Annotated in this window: 18 protein-coding genes and 2 pseudogenes; 8 read left to right on the top strand and 12 right to left on the bottom strand. The window is 60.9% G+C overall.

All coding sequences use genetic code 11. From position 1 onward, the window contains the following. Window positions 1–36 precede the first annotated feature (36 nt). On the top strand, window positions 37–600 hold the full coding sequence (locus tag ACRVY7_RS13520) for a dihydrofolate reductase family protein (RefSeq protein ID WP_064867600.1): 564 nt from the start codon (window positions 37–39) through the stop codon (window positions 598–600). Window positions 601–1,296: 696 nt separating this feature from the next. Here ACRVY7_RS13520 and ACRVY7_RS13515 read toward each other — a convergent pair. After that, window positions 1,297–2,412 carry a hypothetical protein gene (locus tag ACRVY7_RS13515; RefSeq protein WP_431817412.1) on the bottom strand — a complete coding sequence of 372 codons (1,116 nt, stop codon included), beginning with the start codon at window positions 2,410–2,412 and terminating at the stop codon, window positions 1,297–1,299. 228 nt (window positions 2,413–2,640) lie between these two features. On the opposite strand from ACRVY7_RS13515, the gene ACRVY7_RS13510 reads away from it, so the two are divergent. Beyond that, window positions 2,641–2,841, top strand: coding sequence for a hypothetical protein (locus tag ACRVY7_RS13510; RefSeq protein WP_431817411.1), 201 nt, complete (start codon window positions 2,641–2,643; stop codon window positions 2,839–2,841). 275 nt (window positions 2,842–3,116) lie between these two features. Continuing rightward, window positions 3,117–3,488, top strand: coding sequence for a DUF2255 family protein (locus tag ACRVY7_RS13505; protein ID WP_431817410.1), 372 nt, complete (start codon window positions 3,117–3,119; stop codon window positions 3,486–3,488). Window positions 3,489–3,551: 63 nt separating this feature from the next. On the opposite strand, the gene ACRVY7_RS13500 is transcribed toward ACRVY7_RS13505, so the two are convergent. From ACRVY7_RS13500 to ACRVY7_RS13490, 3 genes are all read right to left on the bottom strand, one after another. Beyond that, window positions 3,552–3,968: a (R)-mandelonitrile lyase gene (locus ACRVY7_RS13500; RefSeq protein WP_431817409.1), complete on the bottom strand. Its 417-nt coding sequence runs from the start codon at window positions 3,966–3,968 to the stop codon at window positions 3,552–3,554. 5 nt (window positions 3,969–3,973) lie between these two features. Next, window positions 3,974–5,002 (bottom strand): zinc-dependent alcohol dehydrogenase family protein, encoded by a 1,029-nt coding sequence (locus ACRVY7_RS13495; protein WP_431817408.1) that lies wholly within the window; start codon window positions 5,000–5,002, stop codon window positions 3,974–3,976. A gap of 217 nt (window positions 5,003–5,219) precedes the next feature. Continuing rightward, a complete protein-coding gene (locus tag ACRVY7_RS13490) occupies window positions 5,220–6,113 on the bottom strand; it encodes a helix-turn-helix domain-containing protein (RefSeq protein ID WP_431817407.1) in 894 nt (297 codons plus the stop codon). A 102-nt stretch (window positions 6,114–6,215) separates the two neighbouring features. Between ACRVY7_RS13490 and ACRVY7_RS13485 the strand changes: the two genes are divergently transcribed. Continuing rightward, on the top strand, window positions 6,216–7,691 hold the full coding sequence (locus tag ACRVY7_RS13485) for an MFS transporter (protein ID WP_431817406.1): 1,476 nt from the start codon (window positions 6,216–6,218) through the stop codon (window positions 7,689–7,691). 171 nt (window positions 7,692–7,862) lie between these two features. Here ACRVY7_RS13485 and ACRVY7_RS13480 read toward each other — a convergent pair whose 3' ends face one another. After that, window positions 7,863–8,273, bottom strand: coding sequence for a MarR family winged helix-turn-helix transcriptional regulator (locus ACRVY7_RS13480; protein WP_431817523.1), 411 nt, complete (start codon window positions 8,271–8,273; stop codon window positions 7,863–7,865). A 263-nt stretch (window positions 8,274–8,536) separates the two neighbouring features. Between ACRVY7_RS13480 and ACRVY7_RS13475 the strand changes: the two genes are divergently transcribed. Next, on the top strand, window positions 8,537–9,340 hold the full coding sequence (locus ACRVY7_RS13475; RefSeq protein ID WP_431817405.1) for an alpha/beta fold hydrolase: 804 nt from the start codon (window positions 8,537–8,539) through the stop codon (window positions 9,338–9,340). A gap of 266 nt (window positions 9,341–9,606) precedes the next feature. Here ACRVY7_RS13475 and ACRVY7_RS13470 read toward each other — a convergent pair whose 3' ends face one another. Next, on the bottom strand, window positions 9,607–10,617 hold the full coding sequence (locus ACRVY7_RS13470) for an alpha/beta fold hydrolase (protein WP_431817404.1): 1,011 nt from the start codon (window positions 10,615–10,617) through the stop codon (window positions 9,607–9,609). A 136-nt stretch (window positions 10,618–10,753) separates the two neighbouring features. Next, entirely contained in the window at window positions 10,754–11,383 is a 630-nt protein-coding gene (locus tag ACRVY7_RS13465) for a TetR/AcrR family transcriptional regulator (RefSeq protein ID WP_431817403.1), read from the bottom strand. A 61-nt stretch (window positions 11,384–11,444) separates the two neighbouring features. Between ACRVY7_RS13465 and ACRVY7_RS13460 the strand changes: the two genes are divergently transcribed. Together ACRVY7_RS13460 and ACRVY7_RS13455 are read left to right on the top strand one after the other, a co-directional pair. After that, a complete protein-coding gene (locus ACRVY7_RS13460) occupies window positions 11,445–12,323 on the top strand; it encodes an SDR family NAD(P)-dependent oxidoreductase (RefSeq protein WP_431817402.1) in 879 nt (292 codons plus the stop codon). Continuing rightward, window positions 12,320–13,708, top strand: coding sequence for a DUF2834 domain-containing protein (locus ACRVY7_RS13455; protein WP_431817401.1), 1,389 nt, complete (start codon window positions 12,320–12,322; stop codon window positions 13,706–13,708). The genes ACRVY7_RS13460 and ACRVY7_RS13455 overlap by 4 nt, the downstream gene beginning before the upstream one ends. A gap of 218 nt (window positions 13,709–13,926) precedes the next feature. Here the strand turns inward: ACRVY7_RS13455 and ACRVY7_RS13450 are convergent. Next, window positions 13,927–14,465, bottom strand: a pseudogene (locus tag ACRVY7_RS13450) (MmyB family transcriptional regulator). A 111-nt stretch (window positions 14,466–14,576) separates the two neighbouring features. Next, entirely contained in the window at window positions 14,577–15,773 is a 1,197-nt protein-coding gene (locus ACRVY7_RS13445) for a lipase family protein (RefSeq protein WP_431817400.1), read from the bottom strand. Between the two features lie 223 nt (window positions 15,774–15,996). On the opposite strand from ACRVY7_RS13445, the gene ACRVY7_RS13440 reads away from it, so the two are divergent. Next, entirely contained in the window at window positions 15,997–16,386 is a 390-nt protein-coding gene (locus ACRVY7_RS13440; RefSeq protein WP_431817399.1) for a PIN domain-containing protein, read from the top strand. 195 nt (window positions 16,387–16,581) lie between these two features. On the opposite strand, the gene ACRVY7_RS13435 is transcribed toward ACRVY7_RS13440, so the two are convergent. From ACRVY7_RS13435 to ACRVY7_RS13425, 3 genes and pseudogenes are all read right to left on the bottom strand, one after another. After that, window positions 16,582–18,183 (bottom strand): GTPase domain-containing protein, encoded by a 1,602-nt coding sequence (locus ACRVY7_RS13435; protein WP_431817398.1) that lies wholly within the window; start codon window positions 18,181–18,183, stop codon window positions 16,582–16,584. Between the two features lie 4 nt (window positions 18,184–18,187). Beyond that, entirely contained in the window at window positions 18,188–22,003 is a 3,816-nt protein-coding gene (locus ACRVY7_RS13430) for a GTPase (protein ID WP_431817397.1), read from the bottom strand. Between the two features lie 114 nt (window positions 22,004–22,117). Continuing rightward, window positions 22,118–23,851, bottom strand: a pseudogene (locus tag ACRVY7_RS13425) (DUF262 domain-containing protein); the annotation flags it as partial. Window positions 23,852–24,375 lie beyond the last annotated feature (524 nt).

Raw genomic sequence — 24,375 nt, 5'->3', positions numbered from 1 at the left:
GGCGGTTAGCCGTTTCATCACCAGTCCAGGAGAGTCATGCGCACACTCATCGTCTCAGCTTTCGTTTCACTCGATGGAGTCATGGAGGCCCCTGGTGGGGAGCCCGGGTACCGCAACTCGGGTTGGACGTTCAAGGATGTCGCTTTCGATCCGGCGGCGTATGAGCTCAAGGGCCGCGAGCAGCACGAAACAGCTGCCTTGCTGTTAGGGCGCCGATCGTATGAGGCGTTCGCGCCGGTCTGGCCCACAATGGACGAATTCGCGGGGTACAACTCGATGCCCCGCTACGTGGTGTCAACGACTCTCGACGGTGACGACAAGCGGTGGCCGGCGACGGTGCTGCGCTCAATCGACGAGGTGCGCCGACTCAAGGAGGGTGACGGTGGCCCGATTGCGGTGCACGGCAGCGCCACGTTGGGTGCCGCGCTGGCCGACGCCGGTCTAGTCGACCGATACCACCTACTGGTGTTTCCGCTCCTGCTCGGCGCCGGAAAACGGCTGTTCAGCCGGACCGATAAAGACGCAACCAAGCTCGTCCTAGTCGAACATGAGGTCTACAACAACGGAATTCAAAAACAAGTTCTCGACGTCCAACGTTAACGCCTGCGATGTCGGGGTGGACCGACGATCCGGCGCTGCTCTCGAACCGCGCGTTTCGGTGCTACTGGTAATCCTGCATATTCGATCGCTGCATATTCGCACCCAGGTGCACAGCCTGGCCGCGCGGCAGCGTTGTATTCAATAGCGAGGCGCGGCAGCGAGGGACAGGGTTCGGCGAGTACCGACACCGGATGCGTGAGGGCGATTTGGGACCGTTGCAAGTCTGGGTTTATGACGCATTCTGGGACGACGAAGAAGTCCAGATCGATGTGAAGCACTCCTTGAGACAGACTGTTCGGAAGCTTGGGTCCTCCAGGAGGTGCGGCCGTCGTGGCTCGATCCTCTCGATAGACTTTCCAACCACAACGTATCGCCGTTTCACTCATCCGACAGGGCGGGCGGTGGTCTAGCTGTGATTCATCTGCTGCAGTATGCAGCGGTTTACTTTACATAATGTTTCTTATCGGCACTCTAACGGGATGAGCCTAGCGGCGGCTCCGTTCTGTGTGTGTGGTCGTTTGGCAACACTCCGGGCCTGAGCGGCGCGGCGATCGTCGCCGCAAGTTCACATCGGTCTCCTGTGCGCGGGCCTCCTTGACGGGACGGCGAATCCCTGGGGATGGATGATACGTCACAGTGACGATTCATTAGAAGTGCAGCCGCGTATCTCCAGCTGTATCCATCGCGTCCATAATTTCACGGAGATTCAAAGGCCGTCATTTTCTTGTAGTCTTCCGCCGGGATTTCCTCGGCCGTCCGGCGAGAGACCTTCACGAGCGTCTCTATTAGCTGTCGCCATGTAGTTTCGGGCGGGAACGGTCGGTAGCGGTACCGGAACTCGCCGCCGTAGCGAAGCCAGTCCTTAGTGCCCTTGTATGCCAATAGCAATCCGTCATCGAAGTCGAAGCTGAAGAATGTTGGATATGCCTTTAGCAGCTCGTCCCCACGCAGATTCTCAGGTATGCGCTTCGACTCCTGCGGGTCTAGAATCCCTACGAGCCGCAAGGCTAAACCTTCCAACTGCCAGCCGAGTCTACGCTCGAACTTGCCGTGCATGTGCGTCTGAAAGTGCTCAACCACTCCGCTTTTGCTCTTGGCCGAGATCCCTGCACCCAACACGACTTCGTCCGGGCTGAACCTAAAGTCGGTGATCAACCTGTTCCTGACGATCTCGGCACACCGAGACATCTGCTGTTTGCGTACCATTGTCACCAATCGGGCCTCGCCGAGCATCGTTACGTCTGTACTCGATAGCTGGAATGGCTCATCGAGGTGAAGGCCCGGATCGAATTCCATTGTGAGTGTGACCAGGTCTTGCACTAGGTCGACGTAGCGGGAGAGGATTGAGTGGTCGTCGCCTTCCAGGTGCATCAGGGTCGCCCGAAGTGCAGGTAGCAGATCCTGATATGAACAATAGCGCCATGTCACGCCTTGGCAATCAGCGATCTCGAAGGCTGGAGGAGCCAGTGACAAAAGCACCCATGACGTCCCCGATTTGTAGTCCGGCGTCTTGAGCGCCAAGAGGCGATTGACATATCGCTCCAGTTGCTTTGGATCAGGGAGGGCTAAGACCTTGTTCTCGAGAATTAGAAGACCATGGTCTGAGTCAACCTGAAGATCGATGTGTCTCAACTCTCGGTGTGCCTTAATTGGGTGACCCACACCGAACAACTTCCATATCTCGGCCGATTCGGCGGGCTTCTCTTCGGCCAGCCAATAGAGCATGTTGGTGTGGAAGAGCTCCTGACCAGCAGTCGAGAGTTGGTACATTGGGTTAACTGCCAGCCGCTCGATAACAGCCTGTCTCGTCATGTCGTCACCTCTCGAAGCCTTCTTGACCACAGAGAGCGCTACTCCCCTTCGGTTCCGCTCGACGTTCGGAGACGTGAATTCTGCATTCTCGTCAGACCTTGGTTGGGACGGTCAAAGGTATGAAGTTGTTGTTGCCAATTGCGCCCACGAGTGGAAGCCACGATGATGTGATAGCGATCCATCCGCCCTAGGCTCGGTCAACAGCAACGTCGCGAGATACTGCTGAATGTGCTCAAAGGGCAGGCCGACGTCGGCAAGGTCGCCTTCCTCGCTGCGGTCCGGGCGCGCAGCTCCGAGGCAGACCTTCCACCATCTCTATCTGATGAGGCGTCAATAGCAGCGACATCCGCGCCGCGCAACTTCTTCGCAATCGCGCCTAAAACACCAAGCACGACACGCTTCGGAAAATTCGCCGCGATTTTTGAATAGAGCGTGACGCGATCAGTCTCACCCGAAACGGCGACCCCAGGTCGGCGGCGTCGCCACCCGCCACTCCCCTCGCATGTGCACATTGTTGTTGTCAATCATCACCGCCATTGGCGAACCATCTATTTGGCGAGACTTCGGTCTGCTTTGTCGTTGTTTGACAACGCGTTCGTCGCTTGAGTCGTCGGTGTGGGAGGTAATTCCGTTGCCTCCCACACCGCGTCGCCGGTACCTAGGCTGGAATCATCGAGCCGCCAATATCCCGGGAGATCCGAGTCATGAGCACGTGGAATGTCCAGCAGGCACAACAACTCACCGCACCGCAGGAGGTGGGAGTCGCTACGCGACGCCGCGATGGCAGTGTCCGCAGGCCGCGGGTCATCTGGATCGTTCGCTCGGGCGACCGCGTATTCATCCGCTCCACCAACGGCCGCGGCGCGGATTGGTTTCGGTGGGCGATTGCCAACGGAACCGGGCAGATCGCCTCCGGGACTACCACATTCGACGTCGCGTTCCGCGAGGTCGACGGCGCCGACCTGGACATCGTTGACGACGCATATCGCGACAAGTACGGGAACTACGCGTCGATCGTCGATCACCTCCAGGAGGATGGACCGCGCGCCGCGACGCTGGAGGTCCTGCCGGGCTGATCATCGCCGCCTACACGTGTCGTTCCCCAGTACACGGCTACGGCGTCGCACCGCTGAGCCGGACTATTGACCGCCGGTCGGCGGGGCCTGGCCGTACTCCGCGTCGGTGACCGGTGACAGCCACTGCACGACGTCGTGGTCATCGTCGCCCTCGTTGATGGCGATGTGCACCATCAGACGGTTGGGTGCCGCACCGTGCCAGTGCTCCTCGTCGGCCTCGAACAGCACACTGTCGCCAGGTCGAATGACCTCGATGGGTCCACCACGGCGCTGACACAGACCGATGCCTTCTGTCACGAATACCGATTGGCTGAGCGGATGTCGATGCCAGTGCGTCCGCGCACCAGGCATGAAGTGCACGAGGTTGGCCGACATCCGCGACGGTGGCGGCGCGGCGGCCACCGCGTCGATGTAGACATCGCCGGTGAACCAGTCCTGCGGACCTTTGGCCGTGTTTGTGGAACTGCGAATGATCTTCATCCTGATCACCTTTCATCCGGTGTGAGCATCACCTTGATTGCTCGGCGTTGGTCCATTGCCTGGTATGCCTCGGCGGCCAGATCGAGCGGCACGGTGAGATCAAATACTCTGCCGGGGTTGATCTCTCGTTTCCAGATGAGATCGATGAGGTCGGGCAGAAACCTGCGCACCGGCGCAGGGCCGCCATGGAGGTGGATCTCTGCGAAAAACAGCTCAAGGCCCGGCAACTCGACGTCATGGGAGACCCCGACATAACCGACGTGCCCGCCCGGGCGGGTGGAACGGATGGCCTGCATCATCGACTCCTGCGTACCCACAGCTTCGATCACTGAGTGCGCACCCAGCCCGTCGGTCAGCTCCTTGATCTTCGCGACTCCTTCATCACCGCGTTCTTCGACGATGTCGGTGGCACCGAACTCACGTGCCAGCGCCTGCCGATCGGAGTGTCGACTCATCGCAATAATCCGTTGCGCACCAAGTTGTTTCGCAGCCATCACAGAGAGGAGGCCCACGGCGCCGTCACCCACAACCGCCACCGTCTTGCCCGGTCCCACCTCTGCGGCAACGGCGCCGAACCATCCGGTACCCAACACGTCGGACGCGGCCAGCAGCGAAGGGATCAGATCGGCATCCGGTGCCGAGGGCGTTGCCACCAGCGTGCCGTCGGCCAGCGGGATGCGCGCGTACTCGGCTTGTGTACCGATCCCGCCCATCCCCACGGAATGGACGCATCGGGATTGGTAACCGGCCCGACAGATCTCACAAGTGTTGTCGGAGGCGAAAAACGATCCGACGACGAAGTCGCCGACCTTCACGGTGGTCACCTCGTCTCCCACCTCGGTCACCGTGCCGACGTACTCATGGCCCATCGGGGCATGATCCACGTCCTCGATCCCTCGATAGGGCCACAGATCCGATCCGCACACACACGTCGCGACGACCTTGATGATCGCGTCGGTCGGCTCCTGGATCGTCGGATCATCGCGCTGCGCCACCCGGATCTCTCCCGGGGCGTCCATGATCACTCCACGCATGTTTCTCTCCTTGTTCAACGGGGCTATACCCAGACAACCGCATCGACGCGGCCGATGGCAGGTACTGGTGTAAGGGGTATTGCCAGAACCCCACAGGCTGCTTGTATCGACAACAACCCATAGATGTATGTGCAAGGAATCTGCGTTCACCCCTCGCGACTCTGAAACGAGCGGTGCTCGACGTCCCCAACGCCGCCGCCACAGAATGACGCGACAGTCAGCTCGGTAGAGTGCGGAGTTCGCCCGACTCGGTGGCGGTGGCCGCCCAGCTGGCGAGGACTTTCAATCCATCAGACGCGGGCGTCCCGGCGGCGGCGGTGTAGACCAGCAGGGTCAGGTCGGGGTGCGCGGGGAATTCCATTGCCTCGTAGTCGAGTTCGAGTACACCGACTACCGGATGTCGGAGAATCTTGCGTCCGGTGCGGTGGAAGCGCACGTTGTGGGCGGCCCATCGTTGCCGGAATTCCTCGCTCTGCGTGGAGAGTTCACCGATCAGTGCGATGAGGTTCTTGTCGTGCGGGTTGCGGCCGGCTTCGATGCGGAGCATGGCTGCTATGTCGTCGGCGGCCAGGTTCCAGTCGGTGAAGAAGTCTTTCGACGCCTCGTCGAGGTAGACGAAGCGCGCATTGTTCGGCAGCCGGTGGGGTGTGCCCGCCAGGAGCGGCAGGTAGAGCGCTCGCGCGAGTTGGTTGGCGGCCAGCATGTCATGACGGGCGTTGCGGACCCACGCCGGGGCGTCGGAGATGGCGTCGAGCACCTGCCGGATCCCCCGGGTCACCTCGGTGCTGCGGTTGCGTGTCCGCGGCGGCGACGCCTGTGCGGCGCGTGCGAGGTCGAACAGGTGGGATCGTTCGGCCTCGTCTAGTTGAAGAGCGTTGGCCACACCGTCGAGAACGGCGTCCGACGCTCCCGCCAGATTGCCGCGTTCCATACGCACGTAGTAGTCGATGCTGACGCCGGCCAGCAACGCCACCTCCTCGCGGCGCAGACCCTCCACACGACGTGCCTTGCCGCCGTAGGCCGGTAGACCTGCCTGGTCAGGAGTAATCCGCGCGCGTCGTGAGGTGAGAAACTCTTTGACCTGCGCACGGTGGTCGGGTGTGGCGCTCATGACCTCCACGGTAAAGCGATGAGTGGATCGGTGAGAGGTACCGGCATTACCCGGAAGAATCGGCACTCCCACAGAACCTGCTCGCGGCGTGAACTGATTTCCATGCCCTCCGATTACTCCGTCCCAGCATCGTCGACGCGACTCAACACCCGGGCCGTGCTCGCGATCATCGTCATCAGTTACTTCATGATCCTGCTGGACAACTCGATCATCTTCACCGCTCTTCCGAAAATCGAGTCGGCCATGGATCTGTCACCCACCGGCCTGGCCTGGGTACAGGACGCGTACGCGCTCGTGTTCGGTGGATTGTTGTTGCTCGGTGCGCGAGCGGGTGATCTGCTCGGACGCCGACGCGTCCTGGTGGTTGGTCTCGCGATCTTCGCGACGGCCTCGTTGCTCATCGGACTCTCGACCGCCGGGTGGTGGCTGATCGCCGGGCGCGCACTGCAGGGCATCGGTGCTGCGATCGTTGCACCGTCGTCATTGGCGTTGCTGACCGCGAGCTTCCCGGCCGGCCGCGAGCGCGCCAAGGCCGTCGCGATCTACGGGATGACCGCCGGGATCGGCGCCAGTCTCGGGTTGGTCATCGGCGGTGCACTGGCCGACTGGGTGTCGTGGCGGGCGGGCTTTTTCGTCAATGTTCCGATCGGCATCGCGATGATGATCCTCGCGCCGCGATTCCTACCCGAAACCACAAGGACCACAGGCCGATTCGACATCGCCGGGGCTTTGTGTGCCACAGTTGGCGTGGGTGCGCTCGTCTTCGGCATCATCCACTCGGCGTCCGACGGATGGGCTGATGCCACCACGGTCGGCGCATTGGTCGTCGGTGTCGTGGTCTTGATCTTGCTGGTCGTCGTCGAAGGTCGTGCCGTCGCACCGATCATGCCGTTGCGCTTGTTTGCCAGCCGGCTGCGTACCGGCGGATACCTGGCGCGTCTGCTCTACCTCGCCGCGATGATCGGATTCTTCTACTTCCTCACCCAGTACCTGCAAAACGTGCTCGGGTTCAGTGCATTTGAAGCAGGAATCGCATTCTTCCCGATGACCGTCGTGAATTTCATCGTGGCGTTGTTCATCACGAAGATCACTCAACGATGGGGCCAGGCGCTGCCGCTTGCCATCGGTGTTGCGCTGACCATGGCAGGGATGTTCGGCCTCGCCCAGATCACCCCGCACAGCTCGTACTGGACCGCGGTGGCCGCGCCGATGCTGCTCGTAGGCATCGGACAGGGTCTGGCGTTTGCGCCGCTCACCTCGGTCGGTATCGCCGGTGTCGATTCGGATGATGCCGGAGCGGCGTCGGGGTTGGTCAACACCTTCCACCAGCTGGGCATGGCACTGGGCCTCAGCATCTTGCTCACCGTGTCAGCCCATGCCGCCGTCGGTGCGCCGACCCCCGCAGACGGGCTGACGGCAGAGGTCTCCACCGCGCTCGCGACCGGCGGGGTCCTGTTGGCGCTGAGCCTGCTCGTCGTGGTGGTGTTGATCCTGCCTGCCGAACGCGAAGCGCGACGCCGTTCATCGACTTCGTCTGTTGCACAGAATCATTCAGAACTTTCGAGTACGAAGCCCTGAACAACCGAGGAAGGTGAGGACAAATGCTTCGGTGTCCGTCGACGTTGTCCTTGTGCGGCGTCGAAAACGTCGTCGGTTCAGCTTCAAACTTCCGGTCAAGTTGCTGTCAGACATTCGCCACGAATTTTGAAAACAACTCGACTCTCTCGGTTTCACCCGAAGTGGCGACGGTTACGAGGTGCTATCGGGACGGAGTGCCTCGTCAAGTAACCGGTGGAGGTCATCGAGTTCACCCTGGGTGAGCTGACCGAGTGTGCCGGTCAATGTCTGGTCCACTACGTGCGCCGCGTCCGCCAGTAGACTTTGCCCCTTCGCGGTCATCGTCAGGGTAACGGCGCGACCATGGCCTGCCTCCCGCTGGACCAGGCCACGATCTTCCATTCGAGCAGCCAGGGTTCCGAACCCTTGGTCGGACTGAAAGGTCAACTGCGCTAGGGCGTGTAGCGATGCTCCAGGGTGCTGCGACAGGTGCCGCAGCGCGTCCCACTGAACCAGGGTAAGTCCTATGGCGCCCAGCGCAGCGTCGAGTGTTTTGTGGTGTTGGTTCTGCAGCCGCTTGATGAGCAGCGCCACATCCTGCATCGAAGACACCAGCAAACCTTACCGCCCGGGCGAGCATTGCTCAGCATGCTTATATCAATATGTTGATATAGTCTGGTGGCACGAGACTTCGGGGTTCCGTGCGGACAACCGCGGCAGGGAGTGTGTCCGGTCGCACGACCGCGGCGACTGTGGCGTTTGCATGCGGGTGTCGCTGAGGCGCTTTGTGAACCTCTTGACTGCCATCTACCCCATCGATAACACGCACGACCCGCCGAGAAGGAGACAACGAAATGAACGCACCAATGACCACCAAGACCGCTCTTGTCAGCACTGATGCCGGCACCACACCCGTGAGCTATATCGAATACGGCCAGGGCCACCCTTTCGTGATCCTGCACGGCGGTGCAGGTTCAAACTCGGTCCGCGAATTCGTCAAACTGCTGGCCACCACCCGCCACGCTCGCGTAATTGCTCCAATCCATCCCGGGTTCGACGGCACCCCTCGGCCTTCCGCATTGACGACCATCAAAGATCTCGCCGCGGTCCACCTTGCGCTGATTGAGAAACTCGACCTCCACGACGTGACCGTGGTGGGCAATTCTGTAGGCGGGTGGACCGCAGCGGAAATAGCCCTCGCCCACAACTCTCGGATAAGCAGTGTCGTACTCGTCAATGCTGTGGGCCTCATCATCGAAGACGACCCCACCACAGACTTCTTCAGCCTCACCATGGACGAGGTGACCGACATCAGCTACTACAACCCCGACCATTACCGACTCGACACATCTGCACTGCCGGCGGCCGTGCAGCAAAATATGGTTTCGAACAAGGCCACCCTGCGTGCCCTCTCAGGGGTACAGATGGGCGACCGCACGCTTCTCGGGCGGCTCGCACAGATCACCGCACCGGTGCTGGTGGTATGGGGTGCGGCAGATAAAATGGTGCCGATCAGCCACGGGCGGAGGTACGCCACGGCCATCCCCGGTGCCCGTCTCGACGTTATCGCCAACGCAGGTCACCTCCCCCAGGTCGAGACCCCGGACCGCCTGGTGCACGACGTATGGGAGTTCGCAGACGCTCATGCCACCATGCGTCCGCAGCGCTGACCCCCGATCACGAACGCAGCCTGGCAGAATCAGCCACCGTCACACACTCTCCTACTCGCGCGGAGGCGGGCGACGACCTGTGGCGGGTGGCCGGTACCGCGTAGCTCTGGCCGGCGGATGGGCTCCCCCGACGTCGACGGTGTCACTTGAGCATGTCGCACGGGCGCGCGCGTTGGCCTGCCTCCTTTGCGGGCTACCGCTGCAACCCTGTGCCAAGATCCGGGGTCAACGCCAACTTCATCGTCTTCAGAAGCGAAGTGGCACGATTAGCGGTGATTACTTAGCCATGTGCGAATGGCGCTGATGTGCTCATCTGGCCGCTCGAGCGGGAGCCAGTGTCCGGCGTTGATGTTGACGATGGTGAGGTCTGAGCAGGCCTCTCGCATCGGGTCTCCTTGATGGTTGCCCGTGATGGTGCAGATGAGGTCCCACTCGCCGTTGACGAAGAGAACCGGTTGCCACAAGCGCCCGTCGTGGGGGGCGCGCCGGGCAAAGTCGGTGTTGGCGTCGTCGTTGATATACCACGCACACGACGGAGCGAAGCCGTGCGACTCAAACCCGGCTACCAGGAGGTCGAAGCCGCTCGCTGGCCACAGGGCTGGGTCAGGCTCCGCAGCAGGAGGCCGGTGTGACGGGCCGAAACGGCCTCCGTTGCGTGTCACAGAGGCACTCGGGGATACCGTCCCAACCGCGACCGGGTCCCCCGGTCTGTAGATGGAGGCCAACGCGGCGGCGGTGTCGGCGTCGAGGTCGGCGACAGCTTCGTCGAAATGTGTTGTGTAGTAATGGAAGTAGTCCCACTGTCCGTAGGGGTACTCGTCTGCCGGGTAAATATCGCGGTCCACGACCGCGACGAGATTTGCCAGGCTGTTGGCTCGAGGGAAGTAGGCCCACGACGTCAAGACCGCGGCCCGGCACCGCTGTGGGTGGTGCGCTGCAAGCGCTCCGACGACCGCGCTCCCCCAGTCGTGTCCCACCCAAATTGCTGCGGTACCGCCGAGATGGTCGTGGAGTTCTGCAAGGTCGTTCACCGCGTTCTCGACGGTGTACGAGCTGGCACCCGACGGGGCTGACGATTGGCCGTAACCGCGCAGGTCTGGAGCGATGCAGCGCCATCCGTCTGCGGCGAACGCCGCCATGTGGGCTCGCCACATCGCCGAGATTCCCGGCCAGCCGTGCACGAAGAACATCAATGGCCCGTCGACCGGACCGCACGTCACAAAGTACGTCGAGTGACGCTCCGTGTTGACGATGCCCGACCGGAATTCCATGTCCATGTTGTGAGACTCCTTGTGTCTAGAACCTGGAGCGCAACGGGCGGCGCTGGAACACACTCGGTGGCGATGACGCTACGACGAAGCGTCGCAATTGCCGAAGGAACCCGGTTGCACAGTCCGACAACCGCGGTAGTGATCACGAGGTCGACTTATCTGACTGGTGCGGCGGCGCAGTGTACGGAGCCGGGTGAGGACGCCAGTGCGCAGGTGAACGTTGGGCTGCCATTGCAGGCCACAGCAGTTCTAGTGCGCAATCGATGACATCGTCAACGCGTTCGGCCGGCAGACGACCTGACACAGCCAATGCGCCGATACCCTCCACCATCGCGGTTACTGCATAGACCAATGGCCCGGGAGGACCGGCCGCGCTGTCGCCGAGGAGTCCCCGGCCTTGGGTGAAAAACTCGTCGGCGGCAGCCGATGCTCGTGGTCCGCGAGCGCTAGTCGAGAACATGAGCTCCATCAGCGCGGCGTTGGTTGTCGCGAAGCGGACGTGCTCGGCTATGTAGTGCCGTAGACCGTGGTCGATGTCGTCGGTGACGTCGGCTGCGCGCAGTATCGCCGTCAGTTCGGCGAAGCCCTCGGCGGCTACTTCATCAAGGAGCGCATCGCGGTCGGGGAAATGCCTCCCCGGCGCACCGTGACTAACCCCCACCCGCTTGGCCAAACCCCGCATCGTCACGGCGTCAACGCCGTCGACGGCTATCACCTCTCGCGCCTCGGCAAGCAGCGCAGAACGTAGAGACCCATGGTGGTACGGCGTCATTAGGTCACCTTACATGCATGTAGGCATTGCCTACAATGTAGTCGAGAGCTACATTGTGGCTATGAACTCCTCCTCGAGACATGCCACCCTGACCGGACAGACCGTGCTGATCACCGGCGCGAGTAGTGGCATAGGCCGGGCCACCGCGGTCGCCGCCGCCGATGCCGGGGCGAGAGTCCTGCTCGCGGTGCGCGACCGTAATCGCGGGGCCGCGGTCGCGCAGACGTTGCGTGGCGGCCTCGGCGAGCATGCGGTGGTCGAGGTGGACTTGGCCGACCTCGGCTCGATCTGCCGCGGTGCGGCCTCTGTCACCGAGCCTGTCGACATCCTCGTCAATAACGCGGGTGTGTCGTCGCCGACTCTGCAACACACCGCCGATGGGTTCGAGATGCAGTTCGGCACCAACCACCTGGGTCACTTTGCCTGGACGGCTTTGCTGCTTCCGCGGGTGCGATCGCGCATCGTGACCGTGGCGTCGCAAGCCGAGCGTGCCAGCCGACTGGATCTCGATGACGTCAACTGGGCCAGGCGCGCCTACAACCCGGCCCGCGCCTATGCCGATTCGAAGATGGCGAATCTTCTGTTCACCTTTGAACTCGCACGCCGGCTGGCCACGGCGAACTCGCCGGTGACCGCGTTCGCCGCGCATCCGGGCCTGGTGACCACCGCGATTTACGACCGCGACCCCGGCACACGACCAGGTGTGTGGGACAGGCTGGTCCCGGTGCTGGGGCAGTCGCCCCAGGCAGGTGCCTTGCCGGTCATGCTCGCCGCTACCGGTGAGCTGCCAGCGGGATCGTTCACCGGTCCTCGGCACCTTTTCCACATGCGTGGCGGCGCACAAGTGATTCGCGCATCGAAGCGCGCCAGAGCCGCCGGTGTTGCGCAACGCCTCTGGGATCTGTCGGAAGACATGACCTCGATCGAGGTCGTGGCATGAGCGCGCAGATTGCGCCGACGAGCTGGCGGCAGACGGCGCACGTGTCCACCGGCGACATCAAGGGCTGGTACCGGCCGCTGCTATGGCTGTCCGCTGCAATGGCGGTGTGGGCAATCGTCAGCGCCATCGGTATCGTCGTCGATCCTCGCACCCTCAGCGGAGACCCCATCTGGGCCAAACCGTTTAAGTTCAGCGTCTCGCTGTGCGTGTATGCCATCACCTTGGCCTGGATGCTCGGCCAAGTCCAGGGCCCGCGCCTTGCCCGGACGGGCCGCGTCGCTGCGCTGACCGGGGCCACCGCATCTCTCATCGAAATCGCCATCATCTCGATTCAGGTGATCCGCGGGACGAGCAGCCACTTCAATGTGTCGACACCCCTGAACTCAGCGCTCTACATAGTGATGGGAGTAGGCGCGATCTTGCTGTTCACCACCACCGCCATCATCGGTGGTGCGCTTGCGTTCTTCACCACCTTGGCCGACCGCAGTATCCAGTGGGCGTTACGTCTCAGTGTCGTCATCGCTCTCGCCGGAATATCCGTCGGATTCATCATGCTCGTCCCCACCACACATCAACTCACCGAGGTACCGCCCACCACAGCCGGATCCCACTCCGTCGGAGGCGACGACTCATCCGGTGGAATCTTTTTGCTGGGCTGGAACTCTCGCCACGGCGACCTGCGCATCGCCCACTTCGTCGGAATGCACGCACTGCAAATCATTCCGCTTGTCGCTGTCTATCTCGCCGTCACGCGGGGACATCGACTCAGTGTCGGAACCCGCACCCGCATCGTCGTATTCCTCTCCGCCGCATGGGCTGCCGTGACCGCCGGCGTGCTCTGGCAAGCACTGCGAGGCCAAGCCCTCCTCGAGCCCGACTCGATCACCTGGACAGCAATAGCCGTTCTGGGTCTCGCCGCGATTACCGCAGCTGCCGGCATCGCCCGCTACGCCCACACACACCCTCCCTCACCGACGTCATCGGCACCACGACACGAGGCAACCATGACTGACAACACAGCTCCCGCTACACAGCCCACTGATCCCTCCCGGCACAAACTGAATCAACGAGCTGCTGCCGCCGTCTACTTCGCCCTCGCTATCGCCGGGCTCATCGGGACCTGGTACTTCAACATTCAATGGACCAGCGCTGAAGGCGGTTTCAGTCTGGGCAACTACCTCAACGGATGGTTCGCCAACAGTGCCTCATCCTCCGCGGGAACAGACCTACTCGTCATCACCGCCGCAGCGTGCCTCTACTTCTGGCGCCACCGACGCAGCCTCGGAACGCACCCCTGGCCACTACTGCTCATCCCCCTCTCATTTCTGGTTGCCGTGTCATTCACATTCCCGTTGTTCCTCGGACTCCGCGAATTACGCAGATAACCCCGTCATCGGGTGTGACGCCGCGGGGTCAGCGACGGCTCGGACCACCGGCTCGCTATGGGCGATGTACTGGTGTAAGGGGTATTGCCAGAACCCCACAGGCGTGTATCGACAACAATCCATAGGCATGTGTGCAAGGAATCTGCGTTCACCCCTCGCGACTTTGAAACGAGCGGTGCTCGACGTCCCCAACGCCGCCGCCACAGAATGACGCGAAATCAGCTCGGTAGAGTGCGCAGTTCGCCCGATTCGGTGGGGGTGGCCGCCCAGCTGGCGAGGACTTTCAATCCATCGGACGCGGGCGTCCCGGCGGCGGCGGTGTAGACCAGCAGGGTCAGGTCGGGGTGCGCGGGGAATTCCATTGCCTCGTAGTCGATTTCGAGTACACCCACCACGGGATGTCGGAGAGTCTTGCGTCCGGTGCGATGGAAGCGCACGTTGTGGGCAGCCCATCGTTGCCGGAATTCCTCGCTCTGCGTGGAAAGTTCACCGATCAATGCGATGAGGTTCTTGTCGTGCGGGTTGCGGCCGGCTTCGATGCGGAGCATGGCTGCGATGTCGTCGGCGGCCAGTTCCAGTCGGTGAAGAAGTCTTTCGACGCCTCGTCGAGGTAGACGAAACGCGCATTGTTCGGCAGCCGGTGGGGTGTGCCCGCCAGGAGCGGCAGGTAGAGCGCTCGCGCGAGTTGGTTGGCGGCCAGCATGTCGTGACGTGCGTTGCGGACCCACGCCGGCGCGTCGGAGATGGCGTCGAGCACCTGCCGGATCCCCCGGGTGCTGATCCAGCCCGCCGAACGCGAGACGCAGCTGCTCCAGTGCGTCAGCTAGGACGAAGAGGCTATCTGCTTGTGCGGCAAGTGCTCTCGCGTTCAGCAGGTGCTCGGGGCTGGCTTGTCGGCGAATCGGTCGGCGATCCAACCGACAGCACCGGGATAGCCGGTTGCCAACATAGAGACGTGATCGCCGGGTTGGGTTACTGATTGCACCACAACACCTTTGGCACAGTATCGAGCAGCGAGCTTGTCGACATCGGCTGGGATCACAAGCTCGTCGGCACTGGCGTTGTAGAAATAGCCGGGAGCCTTGGGTGTACCGAAAGCGCCGGGCTTGTTCTCGGCGAGAGCGGTCCGGACCGCGGGCACAGTGAGTGGGTCGATACCGCCGACTGTGTACGACTGCACACGCTTGAACGCATAGGCGGCGGTGTACTCGAATACGCACATACCGGAGAGTGTGCGTCGTAGCTCTTTGCCCTTGTCAGTGAGGATCGTGTCCATCTTCATCGATGGATAGGCGCGGTCAAGTCCGAATAGGCCGGCGAATACGACCCCGGAGAAGAGGCCTCCGTTGGCGTTGCGACTGATTTTCTCCATGTCGACACCGAGTCCCCCAGCCGCGGCGCCGACGATGTTGAGCTCGGGCGCGTAGGCCGGGGCGAGTTCGTAGGCGATTTCGGTGCCGCGCGCACCGCCGGAGTAACCGGTCAGCGCCACCGGTGTTTTCCGACCCTCGAGTTTGGCCGGGGCGAAGCTCTCGGCTGCGCGGATTCCGTCCAAGGTGCTGTGGCCCTCGACGTGCCCGACGCCCCACTGGTGGTCGGGGCCGAGGAAGTCCGGCACCGCAACAGTCCACCCTTGGTTGAGTAGGACTGCGATTTGCGGGACTTCGAGACTGGTGCCGCTCCGCAGCTGATACGACGGATCACATCTGGACGACAGGCTGTCGATCGCAGGTTGGTAGGACACCAGTTTTGGTGATCCGCTCGCGGTCAGTGGCTTGAGTAGCGTCGCGACAGCGGCTTGGCGGACACCCGAGGTATCGGTGCTGACGTACTGAATCTGGTACGCGGTGAATGGTAGTGGGACTCCGGCCAAGCCGACCTCGACCGGTCGACTCTTGAGGATCTGCCCAGGTGTGTGACCGGCGAACGACGTCGGCTGGCGGTAGAAGGGATCATTCCTGGGGTCCGGTGCAGGGCTCGCGCCGGCGGTGCCCGCGGTTAGCAGAAGAATCGCGGGCAGAATGCCGGCGATCAGCGCGCCGGTCGAGAATTGACGCCACTTCATTGTGTCCCCTGCGTTGTAGCCGGATATCGCGGATTGGGGCCGACCTCTAATATGGTCATTGTCACACTTTGCACGCGCAAAAGCGACTGTTAGTGCAGGTCATTAGGGGTGCGGAACAGCATCGGATCCAGAATCGAACGAGCCTCCCGGCCTCGGCCGCGTTCTCTTCGGGCAACGAAACCATTGCCGAGCGAGTCGACGAACTGCTCGAGGGTTTCGGCGAGTGAACGTTGATACGAGCGCGTTGCTGGCCTTGGTCGACGCTTCTCAATCGCAGCATGAAGCCGTCTCGGCGGTGATCGATGCATCCGATGAACCCTTTGTCATATCGCCGTTCATCGTCGTTGAGCTCGACTACGTAGTGCTGACTCGCCATGATTCGCGCATTGAGCGCATCATGCTCGACGAACTGGCTTCGGGCGCTTCGGAACTCGCCCCTGCGTCGCGCGAGCAGTTGTCTGCAGCTTCGACGCTCGTTCGGCAGTATTCCGATGCTCCCGTAGGTGTTGCCGACGCATCGAACATCGTTCTGGCCGATAGCACCAGGACGGTCCCACTCTCGATCGTCGATACTTCTGCGTCCTGCCCTTGGGTGACGGTCCGGCGCCGGTGAGCATTCCTTAGATGGGCTGCCCGACATTCGCCACCGATCTTGACAAGATTCGAGACTCTTGAATTTCGCATGAGATGGCGAGCCCCAGGTCGGCCGCGTCGCCATCCGCCTCTGCCTCGCACGTTCACGTTGTTGTTGTCAATGATCACCGAGATCATCAGCCCTATTGTCCTAAATCCCGGATTTTTGGTCCGGTCACGTCAGGAGTGCAGTGCCGTCAGCGATTGCAGCCCGCAACTGCTCCGCCGCCTCCCCTAGCTCGGTGGCTAGAGCGACTTGATCGTCGGTCTCCGCAACAATTAGGCGCTGAGTTCCTTCGACGAACGACTTCCATGCGGTGTGGGCCTCACGTGTGCAGTCATCGATCACCTGCTGTTTCATTGTCGGATCAGGCACGACAGGGGCATCTAATCCCCCGAATATGGCAGCGTTGGCCCGGCGTTGAGCATCGATTCTCTGGGCGACGAATAGCGCTAGCGGCAGCGCGGCCTCGGCGACGCTGACGTACTTGTTTAAGTCACCGGCGCGCCCTCGGCCCTTCATTGCAGTCGCGGGTCCGTCCCATTGTTCTGCAAGAACCTTCATGATGTTTATGACGTGATCGCCGGCTTCGTCGACCTGATCGGCAAGGTTCGTGTATGTGCCGCCGGACGGAGGCGCAGTCGGCTGCGGGCCAGTCCCAAGCCGGGCCACAAGCGCGGAGAAGTTGTCCCACGCCGGCCGGCTGTGGTCGCGGTCTGCGGTTTTCTGAATAGCACGTTCGAGCTTCCTGAGCTGTGCGTCGTGTGCCGTGAACCAGTCTGTCACTGCCTTCTCAATTTCGGTCTGCAATTCGTCGAGTGAGGTCTGGTGCCCCGACCACCATCGATTCACCACCTCCTCAACCAATCCATCGAGACTGGATACTGCAGCGCCGTCGAGTGCAGCCAGTTCGCTCTCCCAGCTGACGCGACGAGCGACACCCTGAGACGCGACACTTGCAGTGCTCTCGCATTCAGTCAGTTTGGCTTCAAGTTGCTCGATACTCTCGGTCACCGCCTGGTGCCAATATCGTTGGGCGGCAGCCTCTCGCCACTGCGGAAGTGACTGCGGGTTGACGCTGTGGAGGTGCTTCTCAAGCACTCTCATACCGTCCCATTCACGAAAGTCGTCCCAGATCGAGTGGTGAGGATCGCTGTCAGATCCTGCTGTCTGATACGGATCCTGAGAAACCACGAATACGGGCACTGCGGGGTCGAGCTTGAAAAGATCACGCAGCTCTGCGACCTTGCGTTCGGCAAGTTCGAGGTATCCGTCGGTGTTGTGCTCGGGGTCGTCAGTTGTTTCGTCGAACCGAGAAATGACAAACCACAAGGATCCGTTTGGCCATCCGCGGTTAACGAGCGCAGCGAGGTGCTCGCGATCGGATGTCGCGAGTTGAGGGGTCAGCACGGCTACACCGATATCTGTCAGCCCGATGCTGGCGAGTGCGCGGCGAGAGTTGTTTTCACCGCGCGCATCGGTCGCGTCGACAGCGAATCCAGGGGTATCTCGGACAATGCACGGTCCGATCTTCACAGCATTTGACTCAAACGTCTCGTGTCGAGCGCTGATTGTCAGCCAGTTCGGGACATCCTGTCGGTTGTCGACGAGAAGCCGCCGGAGTAGTGAGCTCTTACCAGTGTCGTAAGAACCAAACAGTGTCACAGTTGGAGATTCACCTAGTGCGAACTCGTCCCAGGGTTCGATCCGTGGGTCCGCTTCTTCGGCACTCGGCAGACCATTCAACCACTTTCGGGCTGCTTCGATTTGGACCATGATTCTACATTTCTCCTTCGGCGAGGGCAGCCAGCGCTAGCGCGCGGCTGATCAGGTCGTCGGTAGTTTCCAAACGCTTGGTGAATTGCTTGTTCTGTAGTTCGAGGTCTTGCGCCTGTTTTTGGAACTCGCCGATGAGTCCCTCCAACTCGGATATTGCGCCTTGGAGGTACCCGAGAGGGCTGGTCTCGTCGTCGTCAATTGTGAGCTGGTCGAGCAGCCTGGCGCCGAGGCCCATCAAAGCATCCGCTGCTGCGGACTGATTGGCTTCGCGCTTCTTGGCCTTTTTTCCGTCGTCAACCATGCTCTTCGCATCTGCGGCCGTCGCGACGACACCGAGGACTGTACTGAACTTGGCGACCTTCGCCCCGCCTTTGACCGCTCCCCACGGCTTGAACTTATGACCGAATTGCTTTCCAATCGCGTACACAGCCTCGCGATTTCCCAGCACCTTCGCAACGTTTTGTGCAGAGCCGGCGACCGTGCCGATACCGCCGGCGGCATTTTCGACTGCTGAGGAGCCGGTCGCGCTGAAGGTGGACGTGGGACCGGCCATCGGTGTGACCTGATCGGCATACAGTTCGCGGCGGATATTCGATTCGTGCTCGCCGTGCCACTGGGCGAGATCCTTGGTGACGGTCGAGCCATACTGCTCGATGGCATTGCAGAGTCTCGCGTCACTCAGCCAGTTTTGCACGAGGTCATTCAAAGCGGTTGGGTCGTCCGGGTCTCGTTCGTAGATTTCTCCGATAGCGGTGGCAACGGCGTTGTCCACAAAGCGCTTTGCCAGCGCCCGAATCGATTCCTGGAGCACGTTGGCATCATCGAGTGCGGACTGCAGGGTGGAAAGGTGCGATTGTGTTCTGGCAATTTCGGTTTGGCAGTCCGACTTTTTGTCCGTTAGGTCGTGCTGGCGGACCTTTAGCGCAGTCACACCCGTATCGAAAGCCGCCACAGTCGCCGCGGCGGTGAACTGTTCGTCGGGGAGGTCTGCGATAGCACCAATCAGTGCACCGATCCCGTCCCATAGCCGGTTTCCATCGAAGGCGTCTGCTCCCACACCGGTTGCATTACCAACGATGCAGTAAGGGTCTGCTGCAAGACAGTAGACCTGATCATCATGGATGGTGATCGATCGCGAAGCCAGCGCGGTGATCAATTCTGCACGCTTTCGATCTTGGAGTCCGATGTACGCTGCCGCGCCGGCTAGTGGATCCACACCTAGCTCGTCGGAACGGTTGATGAGGAAAACTATCCGACTGCCTTTCGGTGCGACCGTGGTAGAGCCACTTGCCAGATCCTCCAGGAGTGACGTATTGCCGATCAGAAGGTTGACGTGGACGACAACGAACACGAGGGCCGACTCGGCTATCGCATTGCGTGCGATCGATTCATGAGCCTGGTTTCCGCTCTGCAACCCAGGTGTGTCGACAAGGGTGAAGCGAGGAAACTGGTAGCGGTTGCCTTCGCCGGTAGAAGGACGAGCTTGAATATCCAAAGTTTTCGACTCATCCAGCACTCCGTTCTCGACGAGGATTCGTCGGACGAGGGACGACTTTCCAGAGTTGTAGTCGCCGAAAACTGTGAATACAGGGCGGCGTTCTGCCACGCGACGGAAGTCGCTGGCTATGTCTAGCAGTTCGACGTCTTCATAGGCTGCATCTTCGAGGTCGTAGCGCCATGTGCGAATCGTGGACAAATCGGGGGTACTCCAGGAGCGCCTGATCGCCTGCCCTAGTGCCTGCCGATCGGCAGTCTGCTTGTCAACGAATTGGTCCCGCACGCTTTCGCTGACAACGACCGGCCGGAGTCCGTCAGTTGCTTCGAGCCAGTCTTCGCCGAGAAGGGTGCGTTTCAGCTCTAGTGGCGATGGAGCCAGATGGATCTGCGCTCGCCGAAGAATATCGTCGACGTCGGCGGCGCTCTCGATCTCAGAGAGACGGCTGTGAATACCGTCTGCGAGAGCAAGGGCCTGGCGATTTGCGCTGCGGCACTCTGTTCCGGCGCGAAGCGCCGCTGCAACGATCGGCCCTACGAGCTCCCATGCTTTCGATCGGCTGTCCTCGATCAGTGATTCCTCGCACGCGTCGAAGGTCTGGGTCACCGCACGGTTGGCATCGGCGATTGCGTTGATCCGATCGCTACGCCGTTGCTTCTCTGCGGCGGCAACTATCCGCTTACCAAAGAACTGCTGTACTTGGCCGGCGATCCCAATGCCGGCTGCAGCAAGCCCGGTGGCCCAGCCCGCGGGGTTCCAGAAATTGGCGACGGCGAACGGGACAGCTACGGCAGCTGCGCCTGCGGCAATCCCGGCGCCGCGAAGCGCGCTCCCAGCAGTGTTATTGCCGGTCGATCCGAAGATGGAAGCCGCCGTAATCAGCAATTTTCGCGTGTCAGCGGATCCGCTAACCGCGGCGAGCTCAAGCTCACGTTCGAGGAAGTTGTTCCTGGCCGCCCATGCGGCAGAAGTAGCCTGCTGTATCTTCTCCTCCCGGAAGACCTCGTCCTGGAAGGTCTCGGGATCGACTAACGTGCCGTGTTCGAATGCGCTGCTGATCAGCGCGTCAACGCGCATGCGGCTCGCTCGTCGCTCTCCTGCCAGTCGAGAAGCACTCTGATGGCTCACATGACGGTCGAGCGTTCCCAACGTTGATGCGGTGAATGGTTGACCTCGCTCTCCCTCGGCTGCGGCGAGGAGATCGGCACCATCGGAGGACGTCAGCCAACTCTTTCGCTCAGCATCGGACGGATAGCCGATGACTGTCAGGAGCGATTCCACCGCGTCATCTTGCACTCCCGCCTCTTTTGAGTACCTTGCAGCCTTGTCCTCGAAATCTGCTGCTGCGGTACGGCACCGAGCACGGAGGTCCTCGCGGAGAGCAGCAAGACGGATGTCCACGCCGCCTTCGGCGATGGCGGCAGACATCAGACGTTCGAGGGTTTCGAAATTTGACCAGCGGTTTAGATAGTCGACCCCGAACGCTTCTCTCTCACCGACGAGGCTTTGGCATCCAGGTCCGTGGAAGGGCGTGCTGGCGCGAGCAAAAAGAGCGCGTTTGCTTTGAACCGCAACGACGGGGATTGACGAAAGCCCGATCTTCGCGAGTTCGGTCCGTATGTTGTCGGCGTGCTGACGGACCGACTCGGCAGGTCGGTGCCGCTGGCTCTCCGGGACACGCGCCGGATGACGCCAACGGCTATTCCGAACGTTTAACACCGCGATGGCGGGTTTGCCGTACTCCTTAATCCAGTCAGCGATCTTCGCGAACTCCAACGCCTGTTGGCTTTGGCTATCGAAGCACAGCAAGACGATGTCTGCGGTCTCGACCGCTCGGCGGGCCTTCTGCTCGAGGCTCTCACGGCTCTGGGTACGCCCCCAGCCGTTGATTCCTGGGGTGTCGAACAAGCGGCACCCGTGCCAGTCGACGTGGTGAATGTCGGTCGTCCAGTCGCTGTCGCCCGGGGAGACGTACTCTCCGTTCAGCCGTCCGAACGCCGAGAGGAGAGTGCTCTTGCCTGCTCCGGTGCGGCCGAAGAACGCGACGTTGAATGTCGCGAGGGAATCGCGCTCGTGGTCGAGATGGCGGCGAAGAGTTCTGAGCGTGTTTCGGCTCAACTCATTGAGCTCGGCCACACCACCAGAGGGCTCTTCCGGCTCCTGCTTCGCATTGGCGAACGCGCGCGCCAACTCGTCAACGAGGTCATCGAGTTTCGCGAGCTCCGTTCGCCCTAACGCAACGGCGTCGCGAACAGCATCCTCGAATGCCTTTTCGTGTCTACTCACTTTGGCCAGCCTTGCCTCGTTCTTGCGATGAGCCATGTATAGCAGTCAAGGCCGACAAGACTTCGTCGGCCCGATACAAACATCAGGGCCGAAATGCCGGGCACGTTCGACTGCCACTGAACCGCAGGTAGCGCATGCACTAGATGCCATTCATAGCTCAGATACGCTACTTTCGATAGCTTCGCTGATGGGAGGAACCTCCGCTTCGAGTGGCTCGCCTGGAGTTCCGGGGGCTGCGAGCACATCTGCGAGTCTTTCCCGTAAGAGCGCTCTCCTTTCCCGATAGAACCTGAGGAAGTCATCGGCGCCGTCCGGCAATGCTGGCAGCGCATTTCGATCACGGTACGCTTCTTGCGTTGCTCCATCACCAAATGCTTCGGTCACCCACGCTGACGGCATCTGTGCCGACTTAGCGATATTTACATTCCCCTCGAGGAGTTGAAGGTTAGCAATTCGGTTACCCGCCCGTTGGATCTCTTCAATAGCGCTCTGGTTGATCCCCTCGTTCGAAAGTTTCTTCATGGAGAACTTCGCTACTGGGAATACATGGTCGACGTGATGGATGTTCCTTGTGTTTACATGCGGAAACAGGATGGCCAGGACGGCAAACGTGACCGAGTCCTTGTATTCGAGATTGAGCAGTCCGTCGATGACCTCTGGGGTGGCCGTTAGGGGCTTTCCACGGATCGACATGGCTTTTTCCAGCTCGACATGGGGAAACGCGCTTCCGCCGTGCGCCTCTATCGCCGACCGCAATGCGCGCAGGAGCTGGTCCAGGCCAGCGCCCCAGATGCCAGGAATGATTAAGGAACGGAGCACCCATCGCTTAACGTTCGCTCTATCCGAAGCGTCGGCGACGGACTCGCGGTACGCCTGAGTCAGTCCGCGTTCGTGTACATACATTGCGATCGGAATAACTATGCTGTTTGCGGTGAGATTGGCTCCCGAGAGTCCGAAGTCACCGAGCAGTCCGGCAGTTACACGGAGGGACGCACTAATGCTATCCCAGTTTTTGTCTAGCAGGTCCGTATTCGCCCTGGTGAAATTCTTGACCTGAAATCCTATGTCGTTAATTCCGGACAATACGAGACCACACTTGAGGACAAGGTCTTTGCTAAATCGGAAGCCGGCTCCGGTTGCGTTAAGGTCGTCAACCAGTCCGTGGATCTCTTTGCGAGCGTCTCGGTCTTTCCACTGGGCGGTGGCTATGCTGAGAAGTAGGTCACTGTAGGACAGTACAGTTCCCGCAGAGTTGACGCGAATGAATATATCTAACACGCGCTCAACATCTTGGTTGACCTCTTCGTAGAAGTGTACCGACTGTTCGGAGTGGATTCTCTCCCACAGGTCGGTCGCTCTTTCCATTGCCTCAGGATCGTTGCCGACGCTACGTTTGCTCAGCTCAAGAAGCAGTGGGTTGATTTTGCTCGCTTCAAAAACCCTTGGCACGGGTAGCCAGTAATTAGCCTCATCGTCGTTCATTCCGCTGAGTTGGGCGGAACTGAGGAAGCGAAAATCGTACATCAGGCCAGCCGAGTTCGGTTCCGCGTCGGCCCGCAGGTTCAAATGAAGTGTCCGTGGAGGATAGTTCTCGACGAACTGGCTCCACCCGTACTTCTTCTTCCAGGCGTAAGTGCCTCGAAGTCCGATATTTAGCGACGTCAGACGCTGTTGCCCGTCAAGCATGGCGGTCACAGATTGGGCGGGAGGGACGTCGAGTTCCGGGTTGTGCCGCTGGTTGAACTCGTTGTAGTCCTTCAAGAAGGCATAGAAGCGAAAATTGCTGGCCGTATCGGGTTCGACCGACCAGGAGAGAAAACCACCGATCGGATAGCCGCGCATCACTGAGTCAAAGAGGGCGGTTACTTGACTCGGTTTCCAGACATACTCTCGCTGCGTTCAACTTAGTGCATTTAACCGACAGATGAAACGCCCACCGCTGGTGTTAGTACGCGGGCTGTGACGTCTTTGGTGGGCGGTGGCCACATGCTGGACTGCATAGGCGAGGCGGATTAGCCTGCCCCGGTCCAGTGGGTACGCGATGGCCCGATGGATCCGATCCCGACGCTCGTCAGGAGGTCAAGCAGATCCGACAGCTATGGCGCTAGCAATAGCCTGGCTCCCCAGCGCCCACTGTGAACGGCTGAAGCTGAAATTGATGCGGTGACGCAACCATAACCTGCAACATGTGGCCGACGTCTGGGAATAGAGGAGTGAACCCGTGGCACTTCTTCTGAACTCGCTCGCTGGCCAATCGTCGGCTCGACGACGTCGGCACAGCATCTCCAACAAGAGCGCGTTGCTGGCCTACCTCGATGCTTCTGAACCGCGGCATGGAACTGTGTCGTTGGTGATGGATGCATCGGATGACCCTTGGTCTCGTCGTCGCGCATCATGGCCGACCTCGA

This window comes from Gordonia jacobaea, assembly GCF_965344965.1.
Classification (GTDB): Bacteria; Actinomycetota; Actinomycetes; order Mycobacteriales; family Mycobacteriaceae; genus Gordonia; species Gordonia jacobaea.
Note: the sequence above shows the minus strand (reverse complement) of the source record. Positions and strands in the feature narration are given on the sequence as shown.

Coding starts and splice junctions, on each gene's coding strand:
- ACRVY7_RS13520 (WP_064867600.1), top strand. CDS start 37: ATGCGCACACTCATCGTCTCAGCTTTCGTTTCACTCGATGGAGTCATG.
- ACRVY7_RS13515 (WP_431817412.1), bottom strand. CDS start 2,412: ATGACGAGACAGGCTGTTATCGAGCGGCTGGCAGTTAACCCAATGTAC.
- ACRVY7_RS13505 (WP_431817410.1), top strand. CDS start 3,117: ATGAGCACGTGGAATGTCCAGCAGGCACAACAACTCACCGCACCGCAG.
- ACRVY7_RS13500 (WP_431817409.1), bottom strand. CDS start 3,968: ATGAAGATCATTCGCAGTTCCACAAACACGGCCAAAGGTCCGCAGGAC.
- ACRVY7_RS13495 (WP_431817408.1), bottom strand. CDS start 5,002: ATGCGTGGAGTGATCATGGACGCCCCGGGAGAGATCCGGGTGGCGCAG.
- ACRVY7_RS13490 (WP_431817407.1), bottom strand. CDS start 6,113: ATGAGCGCCACACCCGACCACCGTGCGCAGGTCAAAGAGTTTCTCACC.
- ACRVY7_RS13485 (WP_431817406.1), top strand. CDS start 6,216: ATGCCCTCCGATTACTCCGTCCCAGCATCGTCGACGCGACTCAACACC.
- ACRVY7_RS13480 (WP_431817523.1), bottom strand. CDS start 8,273: ATGCAGGATGTGGCGCTGCTCATCAAGCGGCTGCAGAACCAACACCAC.
- ACRVY7_RS13475 (WP_431817405.1), top strand. CDS start 8,537: ATGACCACCAAGACCGCTCTTGTCAGCACTGATGCCGGCACCACACCC.
- ACRVY7_RS13470 (WP_431817404.1), bottom strand. CDS start 10,617: ATGGACATGGAATTCCGGTCGGGCATCGTCAACACGGAGCGTCACTCG.
- ACRVY7_RS13465 (WP_431817403.1), bottom strand. CDS start 11,383: ATGACGCCGTACCACCATGGGTCTCTACGTTCTGCGCTGCTTGCCGAG.
- ACRVY7_RS13460 (WP_431817402.1), top strand. CDS start 11,445: ATGAACTCCTCCTCGAGACATGCCACCCTGACCGGACAGACCGTGCTG.
- ACRVY7_RS13455 (WP_431817401.1), top strand. CDS start 12,320: ATGAGCGCGCAGATTGCGCCGACGAGCTGGCGGCAGACGGCGCACGTG.
- ACRVY7_RS13445 (WP_431817400.1), bottom strand. CDS start 15,773: ATGAAGTGGCGTCAATTCTCGACCGGCGCGCTGATCGCCGGCATTCTG.
- ACRVY7_RS13435 (WP_431817398.1), bottom strand. CDS start 18,183: ATGGTCCAAATCGAAGCAGCCCGAAAGTGGTTGAATGGTCTGCCGAGT.
- ACRVY7_RS13430 (WP_431817397.1), bottom strand. CDS start 22,003: ATGGCTCATCGCAAGAACGAGGCAAGGCTGGCCAAAGTGAGTAGACAC.